Source organism: Nocardia brasiliensis ATCC 700358, from assembly GCF_000250675.2.
In the GTDB taxonomy this organism is placed as follows: domain Bacteria; phylum Actinomycetota; class Actinomycetes; order Mycobacteriales; family Mycobacteriaceae; genus Nocardia; species Nocardia brasiliensis_B.
Genome location: NC_018681.1, coordinates 327,717 through 351,542 on the forward strand (window position 1 = coordinate 327,717; position 23,826 = coordinate 351,542).

Here is a 23,826-nt window from a genome sequence, read left to right on the forward strand (position 1 = left end):
GTCTACATTCAGACGGTATACATCGAGCTCAAGCTGTCCACCAGGGGCGCAGGGGCACGGTCCAGGTGCCGTCCGGCGGAAGTTTGACGCCGAGCACCTGGTGCAGCTGAACCACGTTGCGCTGGAAGCCGAGCCGGCAACCGGCCATGTACAGGCCCCACACCTTGGCGGTGCCCTCGCCGACCTCGTCGACGCAGGCATCCCAGTTCTGCACCAGGTTCTTGCACCATTCGTGCAGGGTGAGCGCGTAGTGCTCGCGCAGGTTCTCCTCGTGCAGCACCTCGAGTCCGACATTCTGGATCTCGGAGATGATCCGGCCGGAGCCGATCAGTTCGCCGTCGGGGAACACGTAGCGGTCGATGAAGTCGCCCGCCTTGGTGGTCCTGGTGTTGTCCGGCCGGGTGATGCAGTGGTTCAGGAACAGGCCGCCGTCGCGCAGCTTGCTCTGGATGAACTCGAAGTAGTACGGGTAGTTGTGCACACCGATGTGCTCGGTGAGGCCGATCGAGGACACGGCGTCGAAGCCGGACTCCGGGATGTCGCGGTAGTCGGAGTGCCGCACCTCGGCCAGCTCGGACAGGCCCTGTTCGGCGATCTTGGCCTGGGCCCATTCGGCCTGCTCGGCCGAGAGGGTCGCGCCGATCACCTTGACGCCGCGCTTGGCCGCGTAGCGCACCATGCCGCCCCAGCCGCAGCCGATGTCGAGCAGCCGGTCGCCCTCCTTCAGCCGCAGCTTGTCGAAGACCAGGCGATACTTGTTCTCCTGCGCCTGCTCGAGGGTCTGCTCCTCGTTCTCGTAACACGCACAGGTGTAGGTCATCGACGGGCCGAGCACGTACTCGTAGAAGGTGTTCGAGACGTCGTAGTGGTGGTGGATGGCCTCGGCGTCGCGAGTCTTCGAGTGCCGCAGGCCTTCCAGTGCGATCCGGCGCCAGCGCGGCAGCGTCTCCTGCGGCGGCGGCGCGATCGGCTTGAGCCGTTCCCAGCCGAGCGAGCGGGCGATGGCGAGCAGCGCCAGCGCGGACGGACGCCGGAACTTCAGGCTGTCCATCGCCTTCAGGATGTCGTACGGGTCGCCGGGATGCACGCCCTCGGCGGTCATGTCGCCCGCGATGTAGGCGCGCGCCATGCCGAGATCGCCGGGCGCGGTCGCCAGGTAGTTGATGCCGCGGGGAGTCTTGATGTCGAGTTGGTACTTCGAGTCCGCCGGGCCCGTCGTGCTGCCGTCGTAGGCGGTCAGCCGGATCGGGACTTCGCCCTCGATCAGCGTCTCGAAGATCTCGGCAATGCTGAGTTTGGTCCCGAGATCGGCTAAGACGTCAGAACGGTCCTTGAATGTCGTCATTTGCGTTGCACCGCCTTCGAATACAAATCCAGCAGCCGCTGGTCCGGGTCGTAGCGTTTTTTCAGTTCGGTGTAGGTATTGCCGCCGTACAGCGCCGCGAACTCATCTTTGTCGTAATAGGAATCCGAGTACAGCGACTTATGTCCGTCGAAGTCGGTCACGGTGCGCTCGATCGCCCGGTTGGCCGCCCCTTCCGGCGCGCCGGGGACGGTGGGCACGGCCGACCAGAATCCGGCGTTGACGTAGGTACGGTTCGGCTCCAGCGGGTACAGCGGCCAGGTGCGTTCCGTGCTGCCGGAGGTGTCGCCGGTGTCGCGCAGCCGCAGCGGGCACAGCCAGAGCGGCTCGATCGGGATCTCGCGCAGGAACCATTCGACGAAGTCGGCGGTGCGCTCCACCGGCACCTCGATGTCCTGGACCACCCGCTCGCGCGGCGGGTTGCCCTTGCGCGCCTCGAGTTTGTCGGCGATGTCGTACTTGTGGTCCAGCGCGATGAGCTTCCAGTAGAAACTGCTGCGCCGGTAGCGTTTCGGCCAGAACCGGCGGATCTTCGGGTTCTGCGTGCCGAAGGCGCGCGAGCACCAGAACCAGTCGGTGTCCCAGCGCCACAGGTAGTCGTGGATGGTCAACCGGTCGCGCTTGGGGGCGGCGTCGTCGTGCTGGATGGACCGGTAGTAGATGTCCATGTCGGTGTAGTCGCTGACCGGGCCGGGCTCGTCGGTCTGCCGGCCCAGCGTCAGGTAGCTCTCGTCGGCGGTGAACACGACCCCGTCGAGGTAGTCCACCCGCTCGCCGTCATAGGACCGTTCGATGACGATGTCGGCGAGTGTGCGCTCGAGTTCACGCAGATCGTGGAAGCGCAGGTGCCGGATGGCGACGAAGGGCTGCACGGTCTCCAGCTCGATCTTCAGCCGGACCGAATAGCCCAGGGTGCCGTAGGAGTTGGGGAAGCCGCGGAACAGGTCCGCGTGCTCGTTGTCCGGTGTGGCGGTGATGATCTCGCCCGCGCCGGTCAGGATGTCCATCTCCAGCACGGACTCGTGCGGCAGGCCGTTGCGGAACGAGGTCGACTCGATGCCGAGGCCGGTCACCGCGCCGCCCAGGGTGATCGTCTTGAGCTGCGGCACCACGAACGGCGCGAGGCCGTAGGGCAGGGTCGCCGCGACCAAGTCCTCGTAGGTGGTCATGCCTGCCACGTCCGCGGTCTTCGCGACCGGGTCGACCGCGATGACCCCGGTGAGGCCGGAGACGTCGAGTCCCGGTGCGGGGTTCTTGGCTCTGGCTCGGAACAGATTGGAGGTTTTCTTCGCTAAACGGACATTTGCGTTCCGGGGAATAGCGCGATAACTCGCCAAGAGTCGCTCGACCCCAGCGTGGTGCGCGGTAAACCCGGATTCGCGTGCGACCGGCGCGCGTCCGGCCTTGCCCAACAGACTCACTGCCACCCCTCGACGCTAGTACGCACCGCATTGTCAGACCACCGCGAGGGCGGGGTCCGGGGAGAAATGTCACGCATATGTTGCGAACCGGAATATCGGCCCGGGTAGAGAAGTTCGCCACACGGCTGCACCGGTATACGGCGTGGCGGCCGCTACAGGGCAGGATGTACACCGGTCGAGTTACCGTACCCGGACAAGGAGCTCATTGTGGGACAGGTCAGCGCCAGCAGTTCGATCGCCGTTGCGGCGGACCCGCAGCGCACCCTCGAAGCCATCGCGGACTACGAGACGGTGCGGCCGCGCATTCTGTCCGCGCACTACCGCGATTACAAGGTGGTCGAGGGCGGCAAGGGCGCGGGCACCGTGGCCGAGTGGACGCTGCAGGCCACCGAGAAGCGTTCGCGCAATGTGCACGCCGTCGTGACGGTGTCCGATTCGATTGTCACCGAGCGTGATTCGAACTCCACCCTGGTCACCACCTGGACGGTGACTCCGGACGGCACCGGTTCGCAGGTCACCCAGCGCACCATTTGGCAGGGCGCGGGCGGGGTCAAGGGCATCTTCGAGGGGATCTTCGCGCCGCTGGGCCTGAAGAAGATCCAGGCCGAGGTGCTCGGCAACCTGCAGAAAGAACTCGCCTGACGCACCGGCACGAATAGCGGAGCCCGGCACCTGATGGTGCCGGGCTTTCGGCTACTGTGCGCCGATATCGAACAGGTTGCCTTCCGGATCGGCCAGCGTGGTCCACTGCGCGCCGTACTCGTCGAAATCGCCGATGCGCTTGGCGCCCAGGCCGATCGCCCGGTCCACGTGCCGGCGCCAGTCCGCGGCGTGCAGGTCGAGGTGGATGACGTTCTTGCCGGGAGTCTTGTCGGGCACCCGGATGAACATCAGCACCGGCGCGGCTGCGGCGGTGCGGCCCACGGTGGCGAATTCGGTCGAGGCCTCCGGGTCGACCGGGAGGTCGAGCAGCTCGGACCAGAAGTCGGCCAGGGCGGCGGCATCGGCGCTGTCGATGGTGATGTGCGCGAGGGCGAGAGTCATGGGGGTCTCCATTTTTCAGAGCAGGCCGATCGGCCAGCAGACTTCGGTGCGGTAGGCGTGCGGGTCGTCGGTGGCGTCGGGGCTCACCAGATAGCGTTCGCGGATCGGTTCGGCGAGCGACTCGTCGTGTTCGGCGACATGACTGCCGAGTGCGCCGTAGGTGCGGTCGAAGTCGTCGAACGGTCCGTCGTGTCGCGCGACCGCGAACCGGCGCGCGGGTAGTTCGATGCGCGAGACCCGGTCGGGCAGTGCGATCTCGGCGTCGCCGGGGATCGGGACGAAGGCGACCACCGCACCGATGTCGTTCTCGAAGAACTCCATCGAGTAGGTGGCGCCGTCGACGCCGTTCGGCGCGATGCCCGCCGCGCCCAGCGTCTGATGCAACAGCGTGAACGCGGCTTCGCACCACGGGCCGATCGCCTCCCGGGTGACCACCTCCGCGATCGCGAGTGCGGGAAAGGCGGGTTCCGAGCGATATTCGACGGCGAGCGGCGCGGTGGGGGTCAGCAGCGCCCGCAGCGACGTCACCACCGCGCGGGTGCGCGCCAGTTCGGCTTCCATCCGTTCGAGGTGGGCGCGCAGCGCGGCGTTGCGGGTGTCCTCGTCGGCCGCGTCGAGCACGGCCTTGATCTCGGGCAACGGCATATCGAGCTGGCGCAGCCTGCGGATCAGATGCGCCTGGGGCACCTGATCGATCGAATAGCGCCGGTACCCCGAGCCGCTGTCGATCGAGACGGGCGCGAGCAGCTCGATGTCGTGGTAATACCGCAGCGTCTTCACGGTCAGGTACGTGAGCCGGGCGAACTCCCCGATGGCGACGGTCGCTGTCATGCCTTCAGCGAACACCCTCCAGCGGGGGGAGAGTCAAACTTCTGTGGATCGGGCCGGTCAGGTCAGCACGAAGGTGAGCAGCATGGTGGTCTGGACGCCGCCGCGCCACCACGAGTAGCCGAACCAGACGCCGGGGGTGACCTCGCGGATCTCGTCGTAGACCTGCGGGGTGGGGGCGGGCGCGTAGTCGAGGGCCCAGGCCGGGTTGCCGTCCAGCAGGGCGGGCGCGGTGTACACGTACGCGGGCCAGGCTTCGTAGCCTGCGCCGGTGACGCGGTTGGTCAGGGTGCCGCCGTCCGGGCCGGTGTAGAAGACCTTGCCGATCCAGAACGCGGACGAAATGCCTTGGATCGAGGGCGGTCTGGTGACCCAGCCGTCTTTCACGCCCGTCGGCACCGCACCGCGTGGCGCGTCCCGGAAGATCGCGTCCTGCTGCTCGGGCCCGCAGCGGAAACGCAGGGCGTCGATGGTGGCGGCCCGATTGTCCGGGTAGAGGACGCAGCCGCCGCCGTAGTCGGCGGCCGCCTCGGTGACACCCGGATCGGCGGTGGCCACCGGGCCGCCGACGCCGAGGAGGATGCCGGGAATGCCCAGCGAGAGCACCAGCGTGCTCAGGAAACGTGCTCGGATCGCGTGCATAGCTTTTCTCCAGAACTGCCGCACCGGTCTCCCGACCTGCCTCCGATGTTAGGTCGATCTTGATCCGGTTAAGCCGGAACTACCCAACCTGTTACCTGTCATGCGCCGCGGGCGGCTCCCGTCGGCGCCGCGCGCCCAGGGACTAGGCTGATCAGTGACACTTTCTTCAGAGAGGACATGCCGTGCAGCCCGGTGGTCAGTTCGACATGCAGCAGCTACTCGCCCAGGCGCAGCAGATGCAGCAGGCAGTGATGGAAGCCCAGGCCGAGCTCGCCGAGGCCGAAGTGGAAGGTCAGGCCGGCAACGGGCTGGTCAAGGTGACCGTCAAGGCGACCGGTGAGATCGTCGCGCTCACCATCGATCCGAAGGCGGTGGATCCCGAGGACGTGGACACGCTGCAGGACTTGGTGATCGGCGCGGTGAACAACGCGATGGCCACGGCCCAGCAGCTCGCGGCCGAGCGCCTCGGTCCGCTCTCGGGCGGCGGCATGCCGGGGTTGCCGAACTTCTGATCACCACGACGAGTGCCGCAGAGGCGAAGAGGACGTAGCCGTTGTACGAGGGTCCGGTTCAGGATCTGATCGACGAGCTGGGCAAGCTGCCCGGTGTCGGTCCGAAGAGCGCGCAGCGCATCGCTTTTCATCTGTTGCAGGTGGAGCCGCCGGAGATCGACCGGCTACAGGCCGCCCTGCAGAAGGTGCGCGACGGCGTGCAGTTCTGCGTGTCCTGCGGCACCGTCTCCGACGGCGAACTGTGCCGCATCTGCGCCGACCCGCGGCGCGACCGCACCATGATCTGTGTGGTCGAGGAGCCGAAAGACGTGCAGGCCATCGAGCGCACCCGGGAGTTCCGTGGGCGGTACCACGTGCTCGGCGGTGCGCTCGACCCGCTCAGCGGCATCGGGCCCGACCAGCTGCGCATCCGGGAACTGCTGGCGCGCATCGGAAACCAGCAGGACGGCGTGGACGTCAGCGAGGTGATCATCGCGACCGACCCGAACACCGAGGGCGAGGCGACGGCCACCTACCTGGTGCGCATGCTGCGCGACTTCCCCGGGCTCAGCGTGACCAGGCTGGCCTCGGGTCTGCCGATGGGCGGCGACCTGGAATTCGCGGACGAGCTGACCCTGGGGCGCGCGCTGTCGGGACGCCGCGCGCTCTAGTCCCGCGCGGGCCGATTCAGCCCGTGACCGGCCGGTCCAGCCCCGAATCACCGGGGGTTGCGCTCGCTGTGGCGCGAGTTACTGTGTCGGAAATGAGCATCGAATTCCTGCTGACCACGCTCGTCATCGTGGTCACCCCGGGTACCGGCGCGCTGTACACCCTCGCGGCCGGGCTCTCCCGGGGCACGCGGGCCAGCCTGATCGCGGCGTTCGGGTGCACGCTCGGCACCGTCCCGCATCTGCTCGCGGCGATCACCGGTCTCGCCGCGCTGCTCAACACGAGCGCGATGGCCTTCCAGACCTTGAAGTACTTCGGTGTCGCGTACCTGATCTACATGGCGTGGAGCACGTTCCGCGACAAGGGCGCGCTCGCCGTGCCCGATGAGCCCGAGCAGTCCGGGCAGTCGGCGCGCAAGGTGATCGTGTCGGCGGTGCTGCTCAACCTCCTCAACCCGAAGCTGACCCTGTTCGCCTTCGCGTTCCTGCCGCAGTTCGTGCCGAGCGGTTCACCGAACGCGCTGGCGCGCATGCTCGAACTGAGCGCGGTGTTCATGCTGGCCACGTTCGTCGTCTTCGCGATCTACGGCGTGTGCGCGGCCGCGCTGCGCAACCACGTCATCACCCGCCCGGTGGTGGTCACCTGGATGCGACGGGTGTTCGGCGCTTCCTTCCTCGCGCTGGCGGGCCGCCTCGCGGTGCAGAACCAGTAGTCAGAGCTCGACGCGCGACCAGGGCAGGGTCTGCATCCGGTCGCGGTTGTCGGTGGCCCAGTCCCAGATCAGCGCGGAGACGGTGGCGGCGTCGAGCACCGTGGTGCCGAAGTGTTTCTCGGCCGAGCCGTCCCGGTATTCGAGGGTGAACGCACCGGTCTTCTCCCGGTAGGTCTGCATGTAGACCTGGTCGTCGCGCTCCACCACCAGATAGGGGTTCGGCGGCGCCAGCTCGGAAACCCATTGGTCGGCCAGGGTTTTCGTCAAATAGGGGAACTCGCCCGCGCCGCCGTGGGTGACCGTGGCCGGCACGTGCCCGGCCGGGTCGATCAGCCAGGCGAGCTGCGGATCGTAGACCGCGTAGTCCAGCGGGGTCGCGACCGAGAAGATCAACTGCCGCACGAAGCCGATCGCGTCGTAGGGGCAGGACACCTGCAATGCCGCGCCGGTGGCGGCGCCGCCGACCGGGGCGCTGCTGAGGAAGCTGTCGTCCGCGGGCAACTCGTCGTTGCGTTTGTTCAGCTCGGTCGCGATCTGCGCGACCACCTCCGACTCCTGCACTCCCTGCTGGGTGCTCAGGTAAGCGTCGACCTCGGGGATCGATGACGCGACACCGGACGGCAACAGCACGTGGTCATAGCTCACCCGAATAGGGTACGGGTCTGCTCAGGCGCGGCGACGGGCTACGTCGGGCTCCGCGCAGGGACAGCCGCCCGCGACGTCGCCGCAGTCGACGACGAAGGCGTGCCGGGTGTAGTCGAGATCGACGCAGCCGTCCTCGGTGCATTCGGTGCGCCTGGTGGAGTGCACGACGAGGGTGCCGTGGCAGTGGTCGATCGCGGATTCACAGCAGGAACAGTCCAGCTCGCGCATGGCTACCTCGCAGCGGGGACGAAGGGCTGAGATCGGTCCGTCATTTCGTGTGTAGCACTCCCGGGCCGTGCGGCGGGGGACGTCGGCGTCGTGTGTCGCGCGGCGGCCTCGGTGCGGCGACTCTCGGGAAACTCCACGTCCATGCCGCGGCCGGGTGTGGTGAACTTGCTGCATGGGCATCAAGGTGTCGCTCGAACACCGGACCGTCTACACCTTCGACCGGCTGGTCGAGGTACATCCGCACGTGGTGCGCCTGCGCCCGGCCCCGCACTCCCGCACCAGGATCGAAGCCTACTCGATGCGGGTGACGCCGGCCGGGCATTTCTGCAATTGGCAGCAGGATGCTTTCGGCAATTTCCTTGCGCGGCTGGTCTTTCCGGAGCCCGCGCGGGAACTGTCGGTGACCGTCGGGCTTATCGCCGACCTCGAGGTGATCAACCCGTTCGACTTCTTCATCGAGGACTACGCCGAGCATTTCCCGTTCCGCTACGGCGCGGACCTGCTCGCGGATCTGGAGCCGTACCTGCGGCCGGTGGACGAGGCGGAGCCGGGGTCGGGGCCCGGTGCGCCGGTCCGCGACTGGGTGCGCGCGCACTCCGGTACCGCGCGACCGCGCACCATCGACTTCCTGGTTTCGGTCAACCAGGCCTTACGGCACGACGTGGGCTACACCGTCCGGATGGAACCGGGCGTGCAGACGCCCGATCAGACGCTGCGGGCCGCGCTCGGGTCGTGTCGCGATTCGGCCTGGCTGCTGGTGTCGATCCTGCGCGAGCTGGGGCTCGCGGCGCGGTTCGTGTCCGGCTATCTGGTGCAGCTGGCCCAGGACGTGCCGTCGCTGGACGGCCCGTCGGGCCCGCGGGCCGACTTCACCGATCTGCACGCCTGGACCGAGGTGTACCTGCCCGGCGCGGGCTGGGTCGGGCTCGATCCGACCTCGGGCCTGTTCGCCGGTGAGGGGCACATCCCGCTCGCGGCGACGCCGCACCCGGTGTCGGCCGCGCCGATCACCGGCGCGACCGGGCCCACCGGCGCCACCATGGACTTCAGCAACATCGTCCGGCGCATCCACGAGGACCCGCGGGTCACCTTGCCCTACACCACCTCTCAATGGGAGCGGATCCAGCAATCGGGTGCCGCGCTGGACGCGCGGATGGCCGCCGCCGACGTGGGCCTGACCGTCGGCGGCGAACCGACCTTCGTCTCCATCGACGACCAGACCGCGCCCGAATGGACCACCGAGGCCGATGGCGCGCACAAGCGCGAACGCGCGGTCGACCTCGCCGACCGGTTGCGGCGAATCTACGCGCCGACCGGGTTGACCCAGTACCGGCAGGGGAAGTGGTATCCGGGAGAACCGTTGCCGCGCTGGGAGATCGCGGTGGCCTGGCGGGCCGACGGGACGCCGCTGTGGACGCGCCAGGACCTGCTCGCCGACCCGTGGACGCCGGTCGGCACCGCGTGGCCGCAGCCGGATGCGCTTGCCCCCGGTGGTGCCTCGGCCTCCGGCACGGGGGCCATCGCATTGGCGAATGATGCTGAGCTGTCGAGCGTTTCGGTGGACAGCGGTGGCGGCACGGCAGCGGGCGCACAACGTCGCGGCGACGATGCCGCACTGTCGTCCGTTGCCCCCGCTACCCCCGTGACGTCTGTTGCCTCCGCTACCCCCGTGACGTCCGTGGCCCCCGCTACTCCCGTGACGTCCGTGGCCCCCGCGATGTCCGTGGCCCCCGCGGCGTCCGGAGGAGAAAGGGTTGCCGGAGCGCAGGTGTCGGCGGTGCAACCCGCCAACGCGCAGGCGGGATTGCGCCCGCGCGCGCATGGTCCGGCGCGGCCCGATTCGGCACGCGCGGTGATCGCGCACGTCGCCGCCGGTCTCGGCCTGCCGGACACCCAGGTCCGTCCGGCGTACGAGGATCCGCTGCTCCGGATTTCCGGGAAAGCCCGTGCGCCGCAAGGTGTTCCGGTCGCACCACAGGACGATCTCGACCCTGCCGACGACTCGGTGCAGGCCAGGGCGGCATTGCTCGCGCGGCTCGACGCCACGGTCACCGAACCGGCCGCCTACGTCCTGTCGCTGTACCGGCGCGACGACGGCGCGGGCTGGGCGAGCGCCGACTGGCGGTTGCGCCGCGGGGTGTGCGCGGATCAGCCCGCGGGGCGAATCGTGTTGACGGACGGGGATTCTCCGGCCGGACTGCGCCTGCCGCTCGACTCGGTGTCCTGGCATCCGCCGCGCCCGCGCCCCGACGCCGACCCGCTGTTCGTCGGGCCGCGGGCACCGGCGCCCGCCGAGCCGCCCGCGGTGGTCCAGTCCGCCGCGTGGGAACCGACCACCGCCCTGGTGGGCGAGGTGCGTCACGGCAGGCTGCACGTATTCCTGCCGCCCACCGAACAACTCGACGATTTCCTCGATCTGATCCAGCGCGTGGAAGCCGCCGTGGTCGAGCTCGACCGTCCGGTGGTACTCGAGGGCTATCCGCCGCCCGCCGATCCCAGGCTGCGCACGCTCTCGGTGACCCCGGATCCGGGCGTGATCGAGGTCAACGTGCAGCCGACGGTCTCCTTCGCCGAGCAGTCCGACCTGTTGTCGACGCTGTACGAGCAGGCCCGGCTGGCCCGGTTGAGCACCGAGTCGTTCGAGGTCGACGGCACGCACGGCGGAACGGGCGGCGGCAACCACATCACGCTGGGCGGCGCGACGCCCGCCCGCTCACCGCTGCTGCGCAGGCCGGACCTGCTGGTGTCGATGCTGACGTACTGGCAGCGTCATCCCGCGCTGTCGTATCTGTTCGCCGGTCGTTTCGTCGGGCCGACCTCGCAGGCGCCCCGGGTGGACGAGGGCCGTGCGGAGGCGCTGTACGAGCTGGAGATCGCGTTCGCCGAGATCGCCCGGCTCACGGGACCGGGCGGCCCGTTCCACGCGCCCTGGCATGTCGACCGCGCGCTGCGGCACCTGCTCACCGATCTCACCGGCAACACCCATCGCGCCGAGTTCTGCATCGACAAGCTCTACAGCCCCGAAACCGCCAGGGGCAGGCTGGGTCTGGTGGAACTGCGCGGTTTCGAGATGCCGCCGCACTTCCAGATGGCGATGGTGCAGTCGCTGCTGGTCCGCGGGCTGGTTGCGCGATTCTGGGCCCAACCGTTGCGCGCCCCGCTGATTCGGCACGGCGCGAATCTGCACGGCCGGTACCTGCTGCCGCATTTCGTGCTCGCCGATATCGCCGAGGTGGTCGCGGACCTGCGTGCGCACGGTATGGATTTCGACGTCAGCTGGCTGGATCCGTTCGCCGAGTTCCGTTTTCCGCGCATCGGTACGGTCGTGCTCGGCGACGTCGAACTGGAACTGCGCGCCGCCATCGAACCGTGGCACACCCTCGGCGAACAGGCCACCGCGGCGGGCGCCGCGCGATACGTCGACTCGTCGGTGGAGCGGCTGCAGGTGCGGGTGGTCGGCGCGGACCGCGAACGGTTCGTGGTGACCTGCAACGGCATGCCGATCCCGCTGCTGGCCACCGGCAAGGCCGGGGTGCAGGTGGCGGGGGTGCGGTATCGGGCGTGGCAGCCACCGAATTCGCTGCATCCGTCGATCACCGTCGACGTGCCGCTGGTCTTCGACCTGATCGATGCCGAGACCGGGCTCTCGCGCGGTGGCTGCACCTATCACGTGGCGCACCCGGGCGGCATGGCCTACGAGGAGCCTCCGGTGAACGCGGTGGCCGCGCAATCGCGCCGCAACCGCCGCTTCGAGGCGGCGGGGCACACCACGGCCCGCGCGGATCCCGGGGAACTACGTGCGAAAATGGCAGCACAGTCCCTGGACGGCGGCGTGGCGGGCGTGCTCGATCTGCGCCGCGCGCGGACCGTCTGGGGCGTGGTCGGCGACCGGTAGGCACGTCTGACAGGGGAAGCGAGGTCGGCGCGGTGACAATGCGCGAAGCCGAAGCGTCGTCGCGGGATGCGCGGCGGGCCACGAGCGCCGCGCCCGGCGTGCGCGAGCAGGTTGCCGAGCAATTCGCGCGCTACCGCAGCGGCGGGGTGGAGACCGCACCCTACGACGAATGCGGCAGGCCCACCGAGGGGTACTACGACGAGCTGGTCGACGCCGGCGGCCGGGTGCGCCGCATGTGGTCGGAGCTGTCCGCGGATTTCGTCGAACTCGGCACCACCGGCCTCGGCAGGCTGGACAGCCGCGTGCGCAGGCTGATCGAGGACGACGGCATCACCTATACCGAGGTCACCGGCTCGGGTGAGCAGGCGGTGACGACGCCGTGGCGATTGGATCCGATTCCGCTGCTCATCTCCGCGGACGACTGGACCCGGCTGGAGGCCGGTCTGGTGCAGCGGTCCCGGGTGCTCGACGAGGTACTCACCGATGTGTACGGTCCGCGCCGGATGCTCACCAACGGGCTGCTCCCGCCGGAGGTGGTCTTCGGCTACAGCGGCTATGTCCGTGCCGCACATGGCATCACGGTGCCGGGGCGGCATCAGTTGTTCCTGCACGCCTGCGATATCAGCCGGTGGAGCGACGGCCGGTTCCGGGTCACCGCCGACTGGGCCCAGGCGCCGTCGGGTGCGGGTTACGCACTCGCCGATCGCCGGGTGGTGTCGACGGCGATCCCGGAGGCCTTCGAACACTCGAATCCCCGCCCGCTCACCCCGTTCGCCAGGGCGATGCGGCTGATGTTGATCGAGTCGGCACCCGAGGGTGAGGCCGACGATCCCGTGGTCGTGGTGCTGAGTCCGGGTGTGCACTCCGAAACCGCTTACGACCAAGCCAATCTCGCGTCCATGCTGGGCTTCCCGCTGGTGGAGAGCGCGGACCTGGTGGTGCGCGACGGCGCGCTGTGGATGCGCTCACTGGGCACGCTGCGCCGGGTCGACGTGGTGCTGCGACGCGTGGACGCGGAGTTCTCCGATCCGCTGGATCTGCGGCCGGACTCGCGGCTGGGCGTGGTCGGTTTGGTGGAGGTCCTGCGCAGGGGCGCGGTGACCGTGGTGAACACCCTCGGCAGCGGCCTGCTGGAGAACCCGGCGCTGACCGGTTTCCTGCCGCGTCTGGCCAAGGCGCTGCTCGGCGAGGATCTGCTGCTGGAGAGCGCGCCGAGCTTCTGGGGCGGCGACGACAAGGAACGCGCCCATCTGACAAAGAACCTGCACCGCTTGATCATTCGGTCCGCCATCGACGGTGCGACGCTCTTCGGCCCCGCGCTGTCCATCCGGCAGCGAGCCGATCTGCGCGCGCGGATCGAGGCCGATGGCTGGCAGTGGGTCGGCCAGGAGCCCGCGCAGTTCTCGGTCGCGCCGGCGGTGGAGGGTTACGGCGGGCTGACCCCCGCGCCGGTCGGCATGCGGCTGTTCTCGATGGCCCGGCGCGGTGGCTACACGGCGATGGCGGGCGGCCTCGGCCAGTTGCATCAGCGCACGCTGCCCGATCGGGTGGTGATCAAGATCGCCGCCAAGGACATCTGGGTGCGGGCCGCGCCGGCGCCCGCACCCGCAGTCGGCACCGAGGCCCCGCACGAGGAGCGGGTCTCGCGGCGGTTGCCGATCGTGGCGGCGATCAGCTCGCCGCGCGTGCTCAACGATCTGTTCTGGATGGGCCGCTACAGCGAACGCGCCGAAGCGGCGGCCCGATTGTTGATCGCCACGCACGAGCGCTACCAGGACTTCCGGTACCGGCCGTGGTTGGAGGGTGCGGAGGCGGTGCCGGTCCTGATGGCCGCGCTGGCGCGGGCCACGGCGACCGTCGCGCCGGCCGCGGTCTTGTTCGGCGCCGCACCCGACGACGCGATGTCACCCGCGGGCGCGACACCCGATCACACTGCGACGCAAACGAGTTCGGCAGGACGCCAGGCCCAGACCCAGCCGGGTGCGATGGCGGCCACGCAAGGCGCCTCCGGGCAGTCCCAGTCGATGGGCGCGGCCGATTCGCCTGAACCCCGGCCGGCCGTGGCCGGGGCCTCTCGCGAGGGACACGACTATCTGGTGGCCTTGACCGTCGACCGAGATCTGCCCGGCTCCTTGGCTTTCGCCGTCGATCGCTGCGCGAACGCCGCGCGGGCCGTGCGCGACCAGCTCTCCAACGACACCTGGATGATCCTCAGCGCGGTAGACCGCGCCATGGCCGAATACCGGGGCTTCGGCGAGGACCGCGAAGCGGCGCTGTCGGCGGTGCATTCGCTCACGCTGGCCGCACTGCTGTCGCTGTCCGGGATCGGCGCCGAGTCACTGGTGCGCGACTCCGGCTGGTACGTCATGGATATCGGCAAACGCATCGAACGCGGGCTCGCGCTGACCGCGTTGATGTCGGCGGCGCTGACCCAGACCTACCCGGAGGAGGCCGAGCGGGTGGTCACCGAGTCGGTGCTGCGGGCGGCCGAATCGCAGGTGAGTTACCGACGGCGGCACCGGGATTCGGTGCGCATCTCGGCCGTCGCCGGGCTGCTGCTCTTCGATACCGCCAACCCGCGTTCGCTGGCCTACCAGCTGGACCGGCTCGACGCCGACCTGCGGGCGCTGCCCGGCGCCTCGGGATCGTCGCGGCCGCAGCGGTTGCTCGCCGACGCACAACGCATGCTGCGGCGGGTGGATCCCGACGATCTGGAAGTCACCGACGACGAAGGCAGGCGCACCGAATTGGCCGAACTGCTCGACGGTGTGCACCTGCGCCTGCGCAAGCTGGCCGAATCGTTCGAGACCGCGAAACTGGCGCTGCCCGCGGGCTTCCAGCCGCTGTGGGGCAGCACCCGGGTGGTCGGATGAGCGAGCGCAAGGGTGCGGCCCGGCGGTATCGCGTCGCCCACCGCACCACCTACCGGTACTCCGACGAGGTCACCAGTTCCTATGGTCGCGCGTATCTGACGCCGCGCGAATTTCCGGGGCAGCGGCTGCTCTCGCACGACGTGTCGGTCGATCCGGTGCCCTCGGATCAGTCCATCGGCTCGGATGTCTACGGCAACACCACGTCGTATTTCCATGTCACGGCCGAACATCGGACCCTGGTGGTCACCGGTGAGTCGCTGGTCGAGGTCGACCGGCCCGGCGACGCCGCGGCGGGCCCGGCGAGCAGGCCGTGGGAGACTGCCCGGCCGACCGGCGCGACGGGGCCGCTGGCCGTGGAATTCACGCTCGATCTGCGCCCGCCCGAGATCACCCCGGAGGTCACGGCGTACGCGGCCGAATCGCTGACCCCCGGGCGTCCGCTGCTGGCGGCGGTGGCCGAACTGAACAGCCGGATCCACGCGGATTTCGCCTACAAGTCCGGCTCGACCACGGTGTCCACCAAGGTCGCCGACGTGTTCGCGGCCCGGACGGGCGTCTGCCAGGACTTCGCCCGGGTCGGCGTGGCCTGCCTGCGCGCGCACGGTTTGGCCGCCCGCTACGTCTCGGGCTACCTGGCCACCGACCCGCCGCCCGGCAAGGAGCGCATGGTCGGCGCCGACGCCACGCACGCCTGGGCCGCCGTGTGGGTACCCGGCGCCGACGCGCAGGACCGCACCGGGCGGTGGATCGATTTCGACCCCACCAACGACCAATTCGGCGACGAACGCTACGTCACCGTGGCCTGGGGCCGCGATTACGCCGACGTGCCGCCGCTGCGTGGCATCATCTATACCGACGCCAAAGAGAGCACAATTACCGTTTCGGTCGACGTCTCTCCGGTGGAGGTGTGAGCCAGCGTGCGTGATTTCGCCTGTCCCCACTGCGGCCAGCAGTTGGCCTTCGAGAACTCGGTGTGCCTGTCCTGTTCCAGCCCACTGGGTTTCAATCTCAGCACGCTCAGCCTGGTGGTGATCGGTGACCCGCCGGGTGACGCCGCGGTCGACGCGGCCGCCGGCGTGGTCGACGCGAGCCGCTTCCGGCTGTGCGACAACCTCCATGTGGCGCAGTGCAATTGGCTGGTCCAGGTGCCGCAGGACGGGTCGGACGCGGGTATCGGCAACGGCAACGGACAGCCGGTGCTGTGCGCGTCGTGCCGCTTGACCCGGACCCGTCCGAACGATCTCGACGCCGCGGGGCTGGCTGCGTTCGCCGAGGCCGAAGCGGCCAAACGCCGGCTGCTCGTCGAATTGACCGAACTCGGCCTGCCCATCGTCGGACGCGACCGGGATCCGGCCCGTGGCCTGGCCTTCGACCTGCTCTCCAGCGTCGACAAGCAGGTGATCACCGGTCACAAGGACGGGGTGATCACGCTGGATCTGGCCGAGGCCAACGATCCGCACCGCGAGCAACTGCGTATCGAGATGGACGAGCCGTACCGCACCCTGCTCGGGCATTTCCGGCACGAGATCGGCCACTACTACTTCATGGTGCTGGTCGCCGACGACGAGGCGCGGCAGCGTTTCCGGGACCTGTTCGGCGATCCCGACGCCGACTACCAGGCCGCGCTGAACCGCCACTATGCCGAAGGCGCGCCGCCCAATTGGGAGTCCGACTACGTATCCTCCTACGCCACCATGCATCCCGCCGAGGACTGGGCCGAAACCTTCGCGCACTACCTGCACATCCGCGACACCCTGGACACCGCGGCGGCGTTCGGTATCGCCCCCGCCGGCGCCAGTCTCGACCGTCCGCAGGTCGGCCGCTCCGGTTTCGACAAGATCATCGACCTCTGGCTGCCCTTGGCCTGGTCGCTCAACATGGTCAACCGCTCCATGGGCCACCCCGACCTCTACCCGTTCGTGCTCCCGGACCGCGTGCTCGACAAGATGCGCCTGGCCCACGAGCTCTGCGCGCGCTCGGCCGGGTGACCCTGTCCCAGAGCGCTATTCGTGCGCGGCGTAGATCTGGGCGGAGACCTCGTCGCGCATCGTGGTGAAACCGGCCCGGTCGCGCATGGCGGCGAACGTCGGCTCGACGAGATCGGCCTTGAACGAGGTGGGCTCGTCGTAGCTCACCCGGCCGGGACGGGTGCCCATGACCAGGACCCGGGTGCCGAGCAGGAGCGCTTCCTCGATGCTGTGGGTGACGAAGAAAACCGTCTTGCGGCGATCGCGCCACAGCGTGAGCAGTTCACCCTGGAGTTTTTCGCGGGTCAGCGCGTCCAGCGCGCCGAACGGCTCGTCCATCAGGATGATCTGTGGATCGTTGACCAGTACGCGGGCGATCTGCGCGCGCTGCTGCTGCCCGCCGGACAGCTCGTAGGGTCGGCGACCGCCGAGGTGGTCGAGGCCGACCAGGGACAGCATCCGCTCCGCCTCGGCGACGCGCCGAGCCTTGGGCACGCCACGGACTTTCGGGCCGAACTCGACGTTCTGCCGGACCGAGAGCCACGGGTAGAGGTTGGGTTGCTGGAAGACGACGCCGCGGTCGGGGTCCGGTCCGGTGACGGGACGGTCACCGACCCGGACTGTGCCCTCGGTAGGCTCGAGGAAGCCGGCGAGCAGGTTCAGCAGCGTCGATTTGCCGCAGCCGGAAGGGCCGACGACGCAGACGAATTCGCCGCTCTCGATGGTCAGGTCCGTCGGGGCGAGCACCTGCGTCGGACCATCGTCGCCGGGGTAGGACTTGCTCACCCCGGCGAGGGTGACCCGGTGCCGCACGTCGGCGCGCACCGTCACGAGCCCGCGCCCTTCGCGGCATCGACGTAAATGCCGTCACGGTAGGCGGTTTCGTCGCCGACGGCGTCGATGCCGCCCTGGCTCGACAGGAATTCGGCGGTCTTGCGCAGATCGCCGCTGAAGCCGCCGCCGAGATACTTCGCGTCGGCCTGCTCGGCCGCGCCGAGATAGGTGTACCCGGCCAGCTGCGGCCCCACCAGCTTCGGGTCGATGCCGAGCTGCGCGCCGATCGAGACGGCCGCGTCCGCGGGCGCGGTCCGCAGCTGCTGGACGGCGTAGTCCTGGAGTTTCGCCCAGACCACCGCGAAGCGCGCGTGCTCGTCCAGGAATTTCCGGTCCGCCACCGCCAGATCGAAGGTCGGCGCACCCGCCGCGGCGGTGTCGGCGCTGGACGTCACGATGTGGCCACCGGATTCGAGCAGTTTCGACAGGGTCGGATCCCACACCCACGCCGCGTCGATCTGGCCACCGGTCCACGCGCCGGGAATCGCGTCGGGTTTCAGGTTGATCAGCTGTACGTCCGCGGCCAGGCCGGCCCGGCCCAGCGCGGCGAGCAGGCTGTAGTGCGCGGTGCTGCCGAACGGCGTCGCGACGCGCTTACCGCGCAGCCCGGCCAGGTCGGTGACCGCGGCGTCCCTGGCGACCAGCGACTCCGACTTGCCGATGACATCGTGGATCCACAGCACCCGCACCGGCAGCTGCAACGGTGCGGACAGCGCTTTGGTCGCGGGCGCCGAGCCGAGTGTGCCGATGTCGAGGCTGCCCGCGCCGAACGCCTGCACCACGTCGGCGCCCGAAGCGAACTGGCTCCAGGTGACTTTCGCGTTGGGCAGGCAGGCGGCGAGCAGCCCGCGATCCTTCACCAGCAGGTCGGCGTTGGGGATCGCCTGGTAACCGAGCCGGGCCGTCGTGGTGACGCCGGGGTCCGCGGCGAACGGGCAACTCGCCTGTGCACCAGTGGCGCCGGTGTCGCCGCGGCCGGATTCGACGCACCCCGCCGTGGTCGCGAGGACTGCCGCCACGGCCAATCCGGTCGTGACGGCACGACGCACAGCGGATTTCATACCTTGCCTTTCCACGGAACTGCTTTGGCACCAAGAAATTTGATGACCGAGTCGAGCGCTAGTGCGGCGCAGCCGATCACGATGATGCACGCGATGGTCAGCGGCGTATTCAGTTGTGTGCCCGCGATGTAGGCGAGGCCGCCGATGCCGGGAATGCCGTTGTTCAGCTCCGCGGCGACGACGGTGGTCCAGGCGAACGCGGTGGCGATCCGGATACCGCCGATCACCTCCGGCAGCGTCGCGGGCAGCACCACCCGCGAAACGACCTGCGCCCGACCGGCGCCCAGCGCGCGGGCCGCGTTCAGGTAGTCCTGCTTGACCCCGGTGACGCCGCTGAGCGTGGCGATCGCGATGGGCGGGAAGGCGGCGAGGAACAGCAGCCAGATCTTGGACACGTCACCGATGCCGAACCAGACGATCAGCAGGCCGATGTAGCCGAGCGGCGGCAGCGACCGCAGGAAGTTCAGGATCGGCTCGGTGATCAGCCGCACCGGCGTGAGCATGCCCATCACGAAGCCGGCCAGCGGCCCGGCCACGATCGCGAGGCCCACTCCGGCCGCGATCCGCTGCAAGCTGGCGACCAGGTGTTCCCACAGGTAATAGTTCTGTTCGCCGATCACCGTGCGGTCGACGCCGGCCGCGACCTGGTGCCGGGAGTTGGCCCGCACGAACGCATCCCATACCGCGCGGGGCGAGGGCAGATAGAGCGGATCGACCCAGCCCGCCGCGGTGAGCACCGTCCAGAGTCCGAGCACCAGGCCGAGCGCCGCGACGCGGGTGAGCACCGGCCTGATCGAGCGGCGCGAGCGGTGCGGGCGTCGTACCGGCACCGGGGCCGCTCCGGCCGCGATCGTCGGCGTCTCCGGTGAGCTGATCGCGGTCATCCGGCCCTGCCCAGCAGGCCAACGTCGGACACGACACTCTCCTCACGATTCGCCGCCCAGCACGGCAAACGTCGACGTTATCCGGGTGGGCCGGGGCGGGGGAGAGTTAAGAACGCCGTGAACATAATTCGGGCGCGGCCGGACGTACGACGTCCGGCCGCGCCCGTCCGAACGATTTCAGCCGACCCCGTTCATGCTGGTGTTGATTGTCGCGTTCGGTGTCACGCTCATATTGATGTGCTCGCTGATGTTGCCCGCCAGCCATTGGTTCTGCGCCAACGTCTCGAAGACGCAGATCAGCAATAACTTTCGGCTGCGCCTGCTCACGGAGTATTCGAGATCCGGTGCGGTTTCCGGGCCACGCACGGCGTTGCTGATCCCTTTGCGCAGACTGGGTTCGGAGAGCAACCAGAACAATTCCGGCCCGATCAGAACCGACTGCCCGCCGGTTTCGTGGAACCAGCGGCCGGCGAATTCGATCAACAGGTCCGTGAACGCGTCCCCGCTTTCCACGGCTTCGGTGAGCTGGCTCAATGCGCCCGATCGATCAACACTGCTCTGGATCACCGAGGCGAGCCTGCTCGCGACTTCCCGGAACTGATCGACGTCTTGGTCCTGCCAGACTGTGAGAGCCATGTTTACTCCATCGAAGTAGTCGAGCGCGGATGTATTTTCAGCGAAACCTGTCTATCGGTTGTTGGAGTTGAGCAGGGTGCGGCCGTTCGCGGCCTCGAAACCGTTGAAGCGCAGGGGGGTACGCGGCCCACCGGGCGGTGCGGGGCTCACCATCGCCGCGGGTGCCATCGGAGCATGGCCATCCAGCTCCGATTCGTGGCCATTGAGCTGGGGCGATGTCACCGGGTCGGCGACCTCGTCCGGCTCGGTCGAGAGCACCGGCTCGACGACGGGCGCGGGCCGCGCGGTGCTGCGGGCCAGCAGGATCAAGGTGAGGTGGACCGCGAAGAGCAAGGTGAGCGGCATTCCGGCGTAGATGATCAAAGACACCGGGCCGCCGCCGATTTCCCGCGCGTATTCGATATTTCCGGCGACCGAAACCAGGGTGGAAAGAACGAATAGTCCGGTCGCATACCACCACCCCGGGCTGCGTTTGGGAAATGATGCGGTGGCCACGATGGAGCCGACCACCAGGCCGTCGATGGCGATCGGCACATTCGAGGCCAGGCCGGGTTCCACCAGATTCCGCACGGCGAGATGATGGAGCGCGGCAAACGACATTTCGAACGCTTTCATCGCCACCACGGCGGAAACGAGCAGCGACAGATACAACGGACGCGGCCGGAGCAGGCTGCGTACCCGCGACCACGTGGCGGGACGGGCCGGCTGCTTTATTGATTCGGCAGGAGCGCCCGGCGTGATCGTCGTCATAGCGGGGAGCGTAGCGCGCGCGACGCGCTATCCGACGGAGCGAATGGTTCGAGTCGCGAACGCATTCATTTACGGACTCGGCGCGATGAATGAATTCGGCCCGATGTGCGTTGCGTGCACATCGGGCCGGAATTCCGCGCTGCCGGGCGGTAATCGATACCTGGCGTATCGCCTAGGCGCGCAGCCGCTCCCTGCGCAACTGTTCGACCTCGGGCAGGTCCAACGGCGCCAGCTCCGAGACGCCGAGCGCCCGCATCAGCAGCAGATCCGCGAGTTCCGGATTGCGCGCCAACGCGGGACCGTGCATATAGGTGCCGAGCACCGAACCCTGCACCACGCCCTCCAAGCCATCTCCGACGCCGTTGCCGACGCCGCGGGTGACCCGCGCCAAGCCGGTCGCGTCGCCGCCGAGTTTGGTACCGCCGCGGTGGTTTTCGAAGCCGGTCAGCGCCGCGGTCAGGCCGGGCAGCAGCGGCGTGGTGGTCACCTCGCCGATCGCGCGTTCGGCCTGCGGCGAGGTGGTCACGTCGATCATGCCGACACCGTCGACCCGCTCACCCGAGGAGGTCTCGTACCACTGGCCGAGCACCTGGATCGCGGCGCAGATGGCAAGCACCGGAGCGCCTTTCGCGGCGGCCTGCTGTAGCCCGGGGTAGCGCTGCAGATGCCGGGTGGCCAGTCGCTGGGCCGAATCCTCCGCGCCGCCAAGGGTGTACACGTCCAGCGAGTCGGGTACCGGGTCGGCCAGGGTGATCTCGACGATCTCGGCGGCGTAGCCGCGCAGCCGCAGCCGCTGGCGCAACACCAGCGCGTTGCCGCCGTCGCCGTAGGTGCCCATCACGTCGGGCAGGACCAGCCCGATGCGAACTATCGATTCGGTCATGCCGTCCGTCCGTCGAGGTCGCGGTTGAGGTCACGGAACGCGGTGTAGTTCGCCAGCACCTCGACGTGCCCGGCGGGACAGGAGGCGATGGCGCGCACCGGATTCGGCACGGTCGTGTGTTCGACACCGGCGTAGGTCAGGCGCACCGCGAGGTCGGTGGCCCGCTCACCCGACGCGACCACCTGGACCCCTTCGAAGTGCTCGAACCGCACGTCCCAGAGCCAGGACAGATCCTCGCCGTCGGGTACCTGTCCGTTCACCGCGATGACGAGTCCGGCCGAGGCGGGTTCGATCATCGAGAGGGCCTCCTGCCAGCCCGCCGGGTTCTTGGCCAGCAGCAGTCGCGCGGCATGCTCGCCGACCTGCACGGTCCGGTAGCGGCCCGCGATCTCGCGCACCGTGCCGGTGGCGGCGACCGCGTCGGCGGCGGTGGCGCCTAGCGCGACGGCAGCGGCGACCGCCTGCGCGGCGTTGCCCCGATTGGCACGGCCGGGCAGGGCCAGCTCGAGCGGCAACCGTACCCCGTCCGGGCCGACCAGGTCGTTGCCGTCCAGCCACCAATTCGGTTCGGGCCGTTCGAAATCCGCGCCGGTACTGCGCCAGTGGCTGCCCTCCCACCGGATGGGCTCGCCGCTGCGCGGGCAGCTGGTGGCGTCCATCGACCAGCCGCTGCCCGCGGCCACCCACACCACGTTCGGGTGGTCGTAGGCGATCGAGGTGACCAGCACGTCGTCACAGTTCGCGATCACCACGGTGCCGGGGTGGCGGGCCAGGCCCGCGCGCAGCCTGCGTTCGATCATGTTGATCTCGCCCACCCGGTCCAGCTGGTCGCGGCTCAGGTTGAGCAGCACCACCGCGGCCGGATCGAGCGAGTCGGTGACGTGCGGCAGATGCAGCTCGTCCACCTCGATCGCGGCCAGGGGGGCGCCGCGGTGCGCGCTGAGCGCGGCGACGATGCCCGCGTCCATGTTCGCGCCGTCGGCCTGGGTGGCCACCGCGCCGAGCGTGCTGAGCGCCGCCGTGGTCATCCTGGTCGTGGTCGACTTGCCGTTGGTGCCGGTGATCAGCACCGTGCGCTTGCCGCGCCCGAGCTGGTCCATGATCGTCTTGTCGATCTGCAGCGCGATGAGCCCGCCGATCATCGATCCCTTACCGCGTCCCGCCCGCTGCGACGCCCACGACGCTGCCGCCGCGGCTCGCAGCGCGATTCGCCCACGCACCGAAATGTCTGCCACGCCGCGAGTCTAGTGTCGACCGGCGCCGTAGGCTCCGCCAGCTGTCCTCGGCCGGTACCCGTCCCACTCGAGCGGCATCAGCCCTGGTAGAGCTTGGCGTTGTAGTTGGCGGGGGCGTAGTGCTGTTCGAGCTGCTCGATCGTCGCGGTGACCTCGCTCTGCACCTCTTTGACCAGGTGCGGCCAGCTGGGCAGGCCGTCGTCGGGCCACTGCTCGGGCTGCCAGAGATGGCTGCGCAGGAACGCTTTGGCGCAGTGGAAATAGATCTGCTCGATCGACACCTCGACGGCGAGGATCGGGCGGTGGCCGCGCACCACCATGTCGTCGAAGTACGGTGCGTCGCGCACCAGCTTGGCGCGTCCGTTGATCCGCAGGGTCTGCGGCCGCCCGGGAATGATGAACAGCAGGCCGACGTGCGGGTTGGCGAGGATGTTCAGGTACCCGTCGGCCCGTCGATTGCCCGGCCGCTCGGGGATCGCGATGGTCCGGTCGTCGAGGACCTTCGCGAAGCCGGCCGGGTCGCCCTTGGGCGAGGCGTCGCAGTTGCCCTCGGCGTCGCTGGTGCTCATCACCAGGAAGGGCGTGGCCGCGATCCAGTCCCGATCCCTGGGATGCAGCGCGACGCGCTCCTTGTTCGCCGCGAGCGGCGTGACCTCGCCGAGTAGTCGCCGCAGGTCGGCCGGGTCGGTGATCTGATCGCTGATTTCGCCCACAGTTGATTCAAGCATCTGCGCGGGCGAGGCGATCTTCCTTCCGATCGATCGC

At 69.0% G+C, this 23,826-nt stretch carries 23 protein-coding genes; 8 read left to right on the forward strand and 15 right to left on the reverse strand.

Annotated elements, in window-relative coordinates; translation table 11 throughout:
* Positions 1-28: 28 nt before the first annotated feature.
* Both O3I_RS01440 and O3I_RS01445 read right to left on the reverse strand, forming a co-directional pair.
* Complete coding sequence (locus O3I_RS01440; RefSeq protein ID WP_014981107.1) at positions 29-1,345, reverse strand: class I SAM-dependent methyltransferase; 1,317 nt, start codon at positions 1,343-1,345, stop codon at positions 29-31.
* Positions 1,342-2,784 carry an FAD-binding oxidoreductase gene (locus O3I_RS01445; protein ID WP_014981108.1) on the reverse strand — a complete coding sequence of 481 codons (1,443 nt, stop codon included), beginning with the start codon at positions 2,782-2,784 and terminating at the stop codon, positions 1,342-1,344. Before O3I_RS01445 ends, O3I_RS01440 begins: the two co-directional genes overlap by 4 nt.
* 207 nt (positions 2,785-2,991) lie before the next feature.
* On the opposite strand from O3I_RS01445, the gene O3I_RS01450 reads away from it, so the two are divergent.
* On the forward strand, positions 2,992-3,426 hold the full coding sequence (locus O3I_RS01450; protein WP_014981109.1) for an SRPBCC family protein: 435 nt from the start codon (positions 2,992-2,994) through the stop codon (positions 3,424-3,426).
* A 51-nt stretch (positions 3,427-3,477) separates the two neighbouring features.
* On the opposite strand, the gene O3I_RS01455 is transcribed toward O3I_RS01450, so the two are convergent.
* From O3I_RS01455 to O3I_RS01465, 3 genes are read right to left on the reverse strand one after another with little or no spacing between them, the layout of a single operon-like run.
* Positions 3,478-3,828, reverse strand: coding sequence for a VOC family protein (locus O3I_RS01455; protein ID WP_014981110.1), 351 nt, complete (start codon positions 3,826-3,828; stop codon positions 3,478-3,480).
* A gap of 15 nt (positions 3,829-3,843) precedes the next feature.
* Complete coding sequence (locus tag O3I_RS01460; protein WP_014981111.1) at positions 3,844-4,659, reverse strand: MerR family transcriptional regulator; 816 nt, start codon at positions 4,657-4,659, stop codon at positions 3,844-3,846.
* Between the two features lie 57 nt (positions 4,660-4,716).
* Entirely contained in the window at positions 4,717-5,298 is a 582-nt protein-coding gene (locus O3I_RS01465) for a hypothetical protein (protein ID WP_014981112.1), read from the reverse strand.
* A 182-nt stretch (positions 5,299-5,480) separates the two neighbouring features.
* Here O3I_RS01465 and O3I_RS01470 point away from each other — a divergent pair, with 182 nt between their 5' ends.
* From O3I_RS01470 to O3I_RS01480, 3 genes are all read left to right on the forward strand, one after another.
* The gene (locus tag O3I_RS01470; protein WP_014981113.1) at positions 5,481-5,810 is read left to right on the forward strand and encodes a YbaB/EbfC family nucleoid-associated protein; all 330 of its coding nucleotides are present in this window, start codon (positions 5,481-5,483) and stop codon (positions 5,808-5,810) included.
* Positions 5,811-5,851: 41 nt separating this feature from the next.
* Entirely contained in the window at positions 5,852-6,460 is a 609-nt protein-coding gene (recR, locus tag O3I_RS01475; RefSeq protein WP_014981114.1) for a recombination mediator RecR, read from the forward strand.
* Between the two features lie 92 nt (positions 6,461-6,552).
* Positions 6,553-7,170, forward strand: a complete 618-nt coding sequence (locus O3I_RS01480) for a LysE family translocator (protein ID WP_014981115.1) — start codon at positions 6,553-6,555, stop codon at positions 7,168-7,170.
* Here the strand turns inward: O3I_RS01480 and O3I_RS01485 are convergent, their stop codons facing one another.
* The gene (locus O3I_RS01485) at positions 7,171-7,815 is read right to left on the reverse strand and encodes a hypothetical protein (protein ID WP_014981116.1); all 645 of its coding nucleotides are present in this window, start codon (positions 7,813-7,815) and stop codon (positions 7,171-7,173) included.
* 21 nt (positions 7,816-7,836) lie between these two features.
* The gene (locus O3I_RS01490) at positions 7,837-8,043 is read right to left on the reverse strand and encodes a hypothetical protein (protein WP_014981117.1); all 207 of its coding nucleotides are present in this window, start codon (positions 8,041-8,043) and stop codon (positions 7,837-7,839) included.
* Positions 8,044-8,215: 172 nt separating this feature from the next.
* On the opposite strand from O3I_RS01490, the gene O3I_RS01495 reads away from it, so the two are divergent.
* Genes O3I_RS01495 through O3I_RS01510 form a run of 4 tightly spaced genes read left to right on the forward strand, consistent with a single transcriptional unit; the run spans position 8,216 to position 16,799 of the window.
* On the forward strand, positions 8,216-11,938 hold the full coding sequence (locus O3I_RS01495) for a transglutaminase family protein (protein ID WP_014981118.1): 3,723 nt from the start codon (positions 8,216-8,218) through the stop codon (positions 11,936-11,938).
* Positions 11,939-11,976: 38 nt separating this feature from the next.
* On the forward strand, positions 11,977-14,811 hold the full coding sequence (locus tag O3I_RS01500; RefSeq protein ID WP_014981119.1) for a circularly permuted type 2 ATP-grasp protein: 2,835 nt from the start codon (positions 11,977-11,979) through the stop codon (positions 14,809-14,811).
* On the forward strand, positions 14,808-15,722 hold the full coding sequence (locus O3I_RS01505) for a transglutaminase family protein (RefSeq protein ID WP_014981120.1): 915 nt from the start codon (positions 14,808-14,810) through the stop codon (positions 15,720-15,722). Before O3I_RS01500 ends, O3I_RS01505 begins: the two co-directional genes overlap by 4 nt.
* A gap of 6 nt (positions 15,723-15,728) precedes the next feature.
* Positions 15,729-16,799: a zinc-binding metallopeptidase family protein gene (locus tag O3I_RS01510; protein WP_014981121.1), complete on the forward strand. Its 1,071-nt coding sequence runs from the start codon at positions 15,729-15,731 to the stop codon at positions 16,797-16,799.
* A gap of 15 nt (positions 16,800-16,814) precedes the next feature.
* On the opposite strand, the gene O3I_RS01515 is transcribed toward O3I_RS01510, so the two are convergent.
* From O3I_RS01515 to O3I_RS01550, 8 genes are all read right to left on the reverse strand, one after another.
* Positions 16,815-17,609, reverse strand: a complete 795-nt coding sequence (locus O3I_RS01515; protein WP_014981122.1) for an ABC transporter ATP-binding protein — start codon at positions 17,607-17,609, stop codon at positions 16,815-16,817.
* Positions 17,606-18,673 carry an ABC transporter substrate-binding protein gene (locus O3I_RS01520; protein ID WP_014981123.1) on the reverse strand — a complete coding sequence of 356 codons (1,068 nt, stop codon included), beginning with the start codon at positions 18,671-18,673 and terminating at the stop codon, positions 17,606-17,608. Before O3I_RS01520 ends, O3I_RS01515 begins: the two co-directional genes overlap by 4 nt.
* Positions 18,670-19,557, reverse strand: a complete 888-nt coding sequence (locus O3I_RS01525) for an ABC transporter permease (RefSeq protein WP_014981124.1) — start codon at positions 19,555-19,557, stop codon at positions 18,670-18,672. Before O3I_RS01525 ends, O3I_RS01520 begins: the two co-directional genes overlap by 4 nt.
* A 177-nt stretch (positions 19,558-19,734) precedes the next feature.
* On the reverse strand, positions 19,735-20,193 hold the full coding sequence (locus O3I_RS01530; RefSeq protein ID WP_014981125.1) for a hypothetical protein: 459 nt from the start codon (positions 20,191-20,193) through the stop codon (positions 19,735-19,737).
* Between the two features lie 51 nt (positions 20,194-20,244).
* Positions 20,245-20,943, reverse strand: a complete 699-nt coding sequence (locus tag O3I_RS42310; protein ID WP_081593869.1) for a DUF2637 domain-containing protein — start codon at positions 20,941-20,943, stop codon at positions 20,245-20,247.
* Between the two features lie 172 nt (positions 20,944-21,115).
* Positions 21,116-21,826 carry a type 1 glutamine amidotransferase gene (locus O3I_RS01540; RefSeq protein WP_014981127.1) on the reverse strand — a complete coding sequence of 237 codons (711 nt, stop codon included), beginning with the start codon at positions 21,824-21,826 and terminating at the stop codon, positions 21,116-21,118.
* Entirely contained in the window at positions 21,823-23,061 is a 1,239-nt protein-coding gene (locus O3I_RS01545) for a MurT ligase domain-containing protein (protein ID WP_041562348.1), read from the reverse strand. The genes O3I_RS01540 and O3I_RS01545 overlap by 4 nt, the downstream gene beginning before the upstream one ends.
* Before the next feature lie 77 nt (positions 23,062-23,138).
* Complete coding sequence (locus O3I_RS01550) at positions 23,139-23,774, reverse strand: pyridoxamine 5'-phosphate oxidase family protein (RefSeq protein ID WP_014981129.1); 636 nt, start codon at positions 23,772-23,774, stop codon at positions 23,139-23,141.
* Positions 23,775-23,826 lie beyond the last annotated feature (52 nt).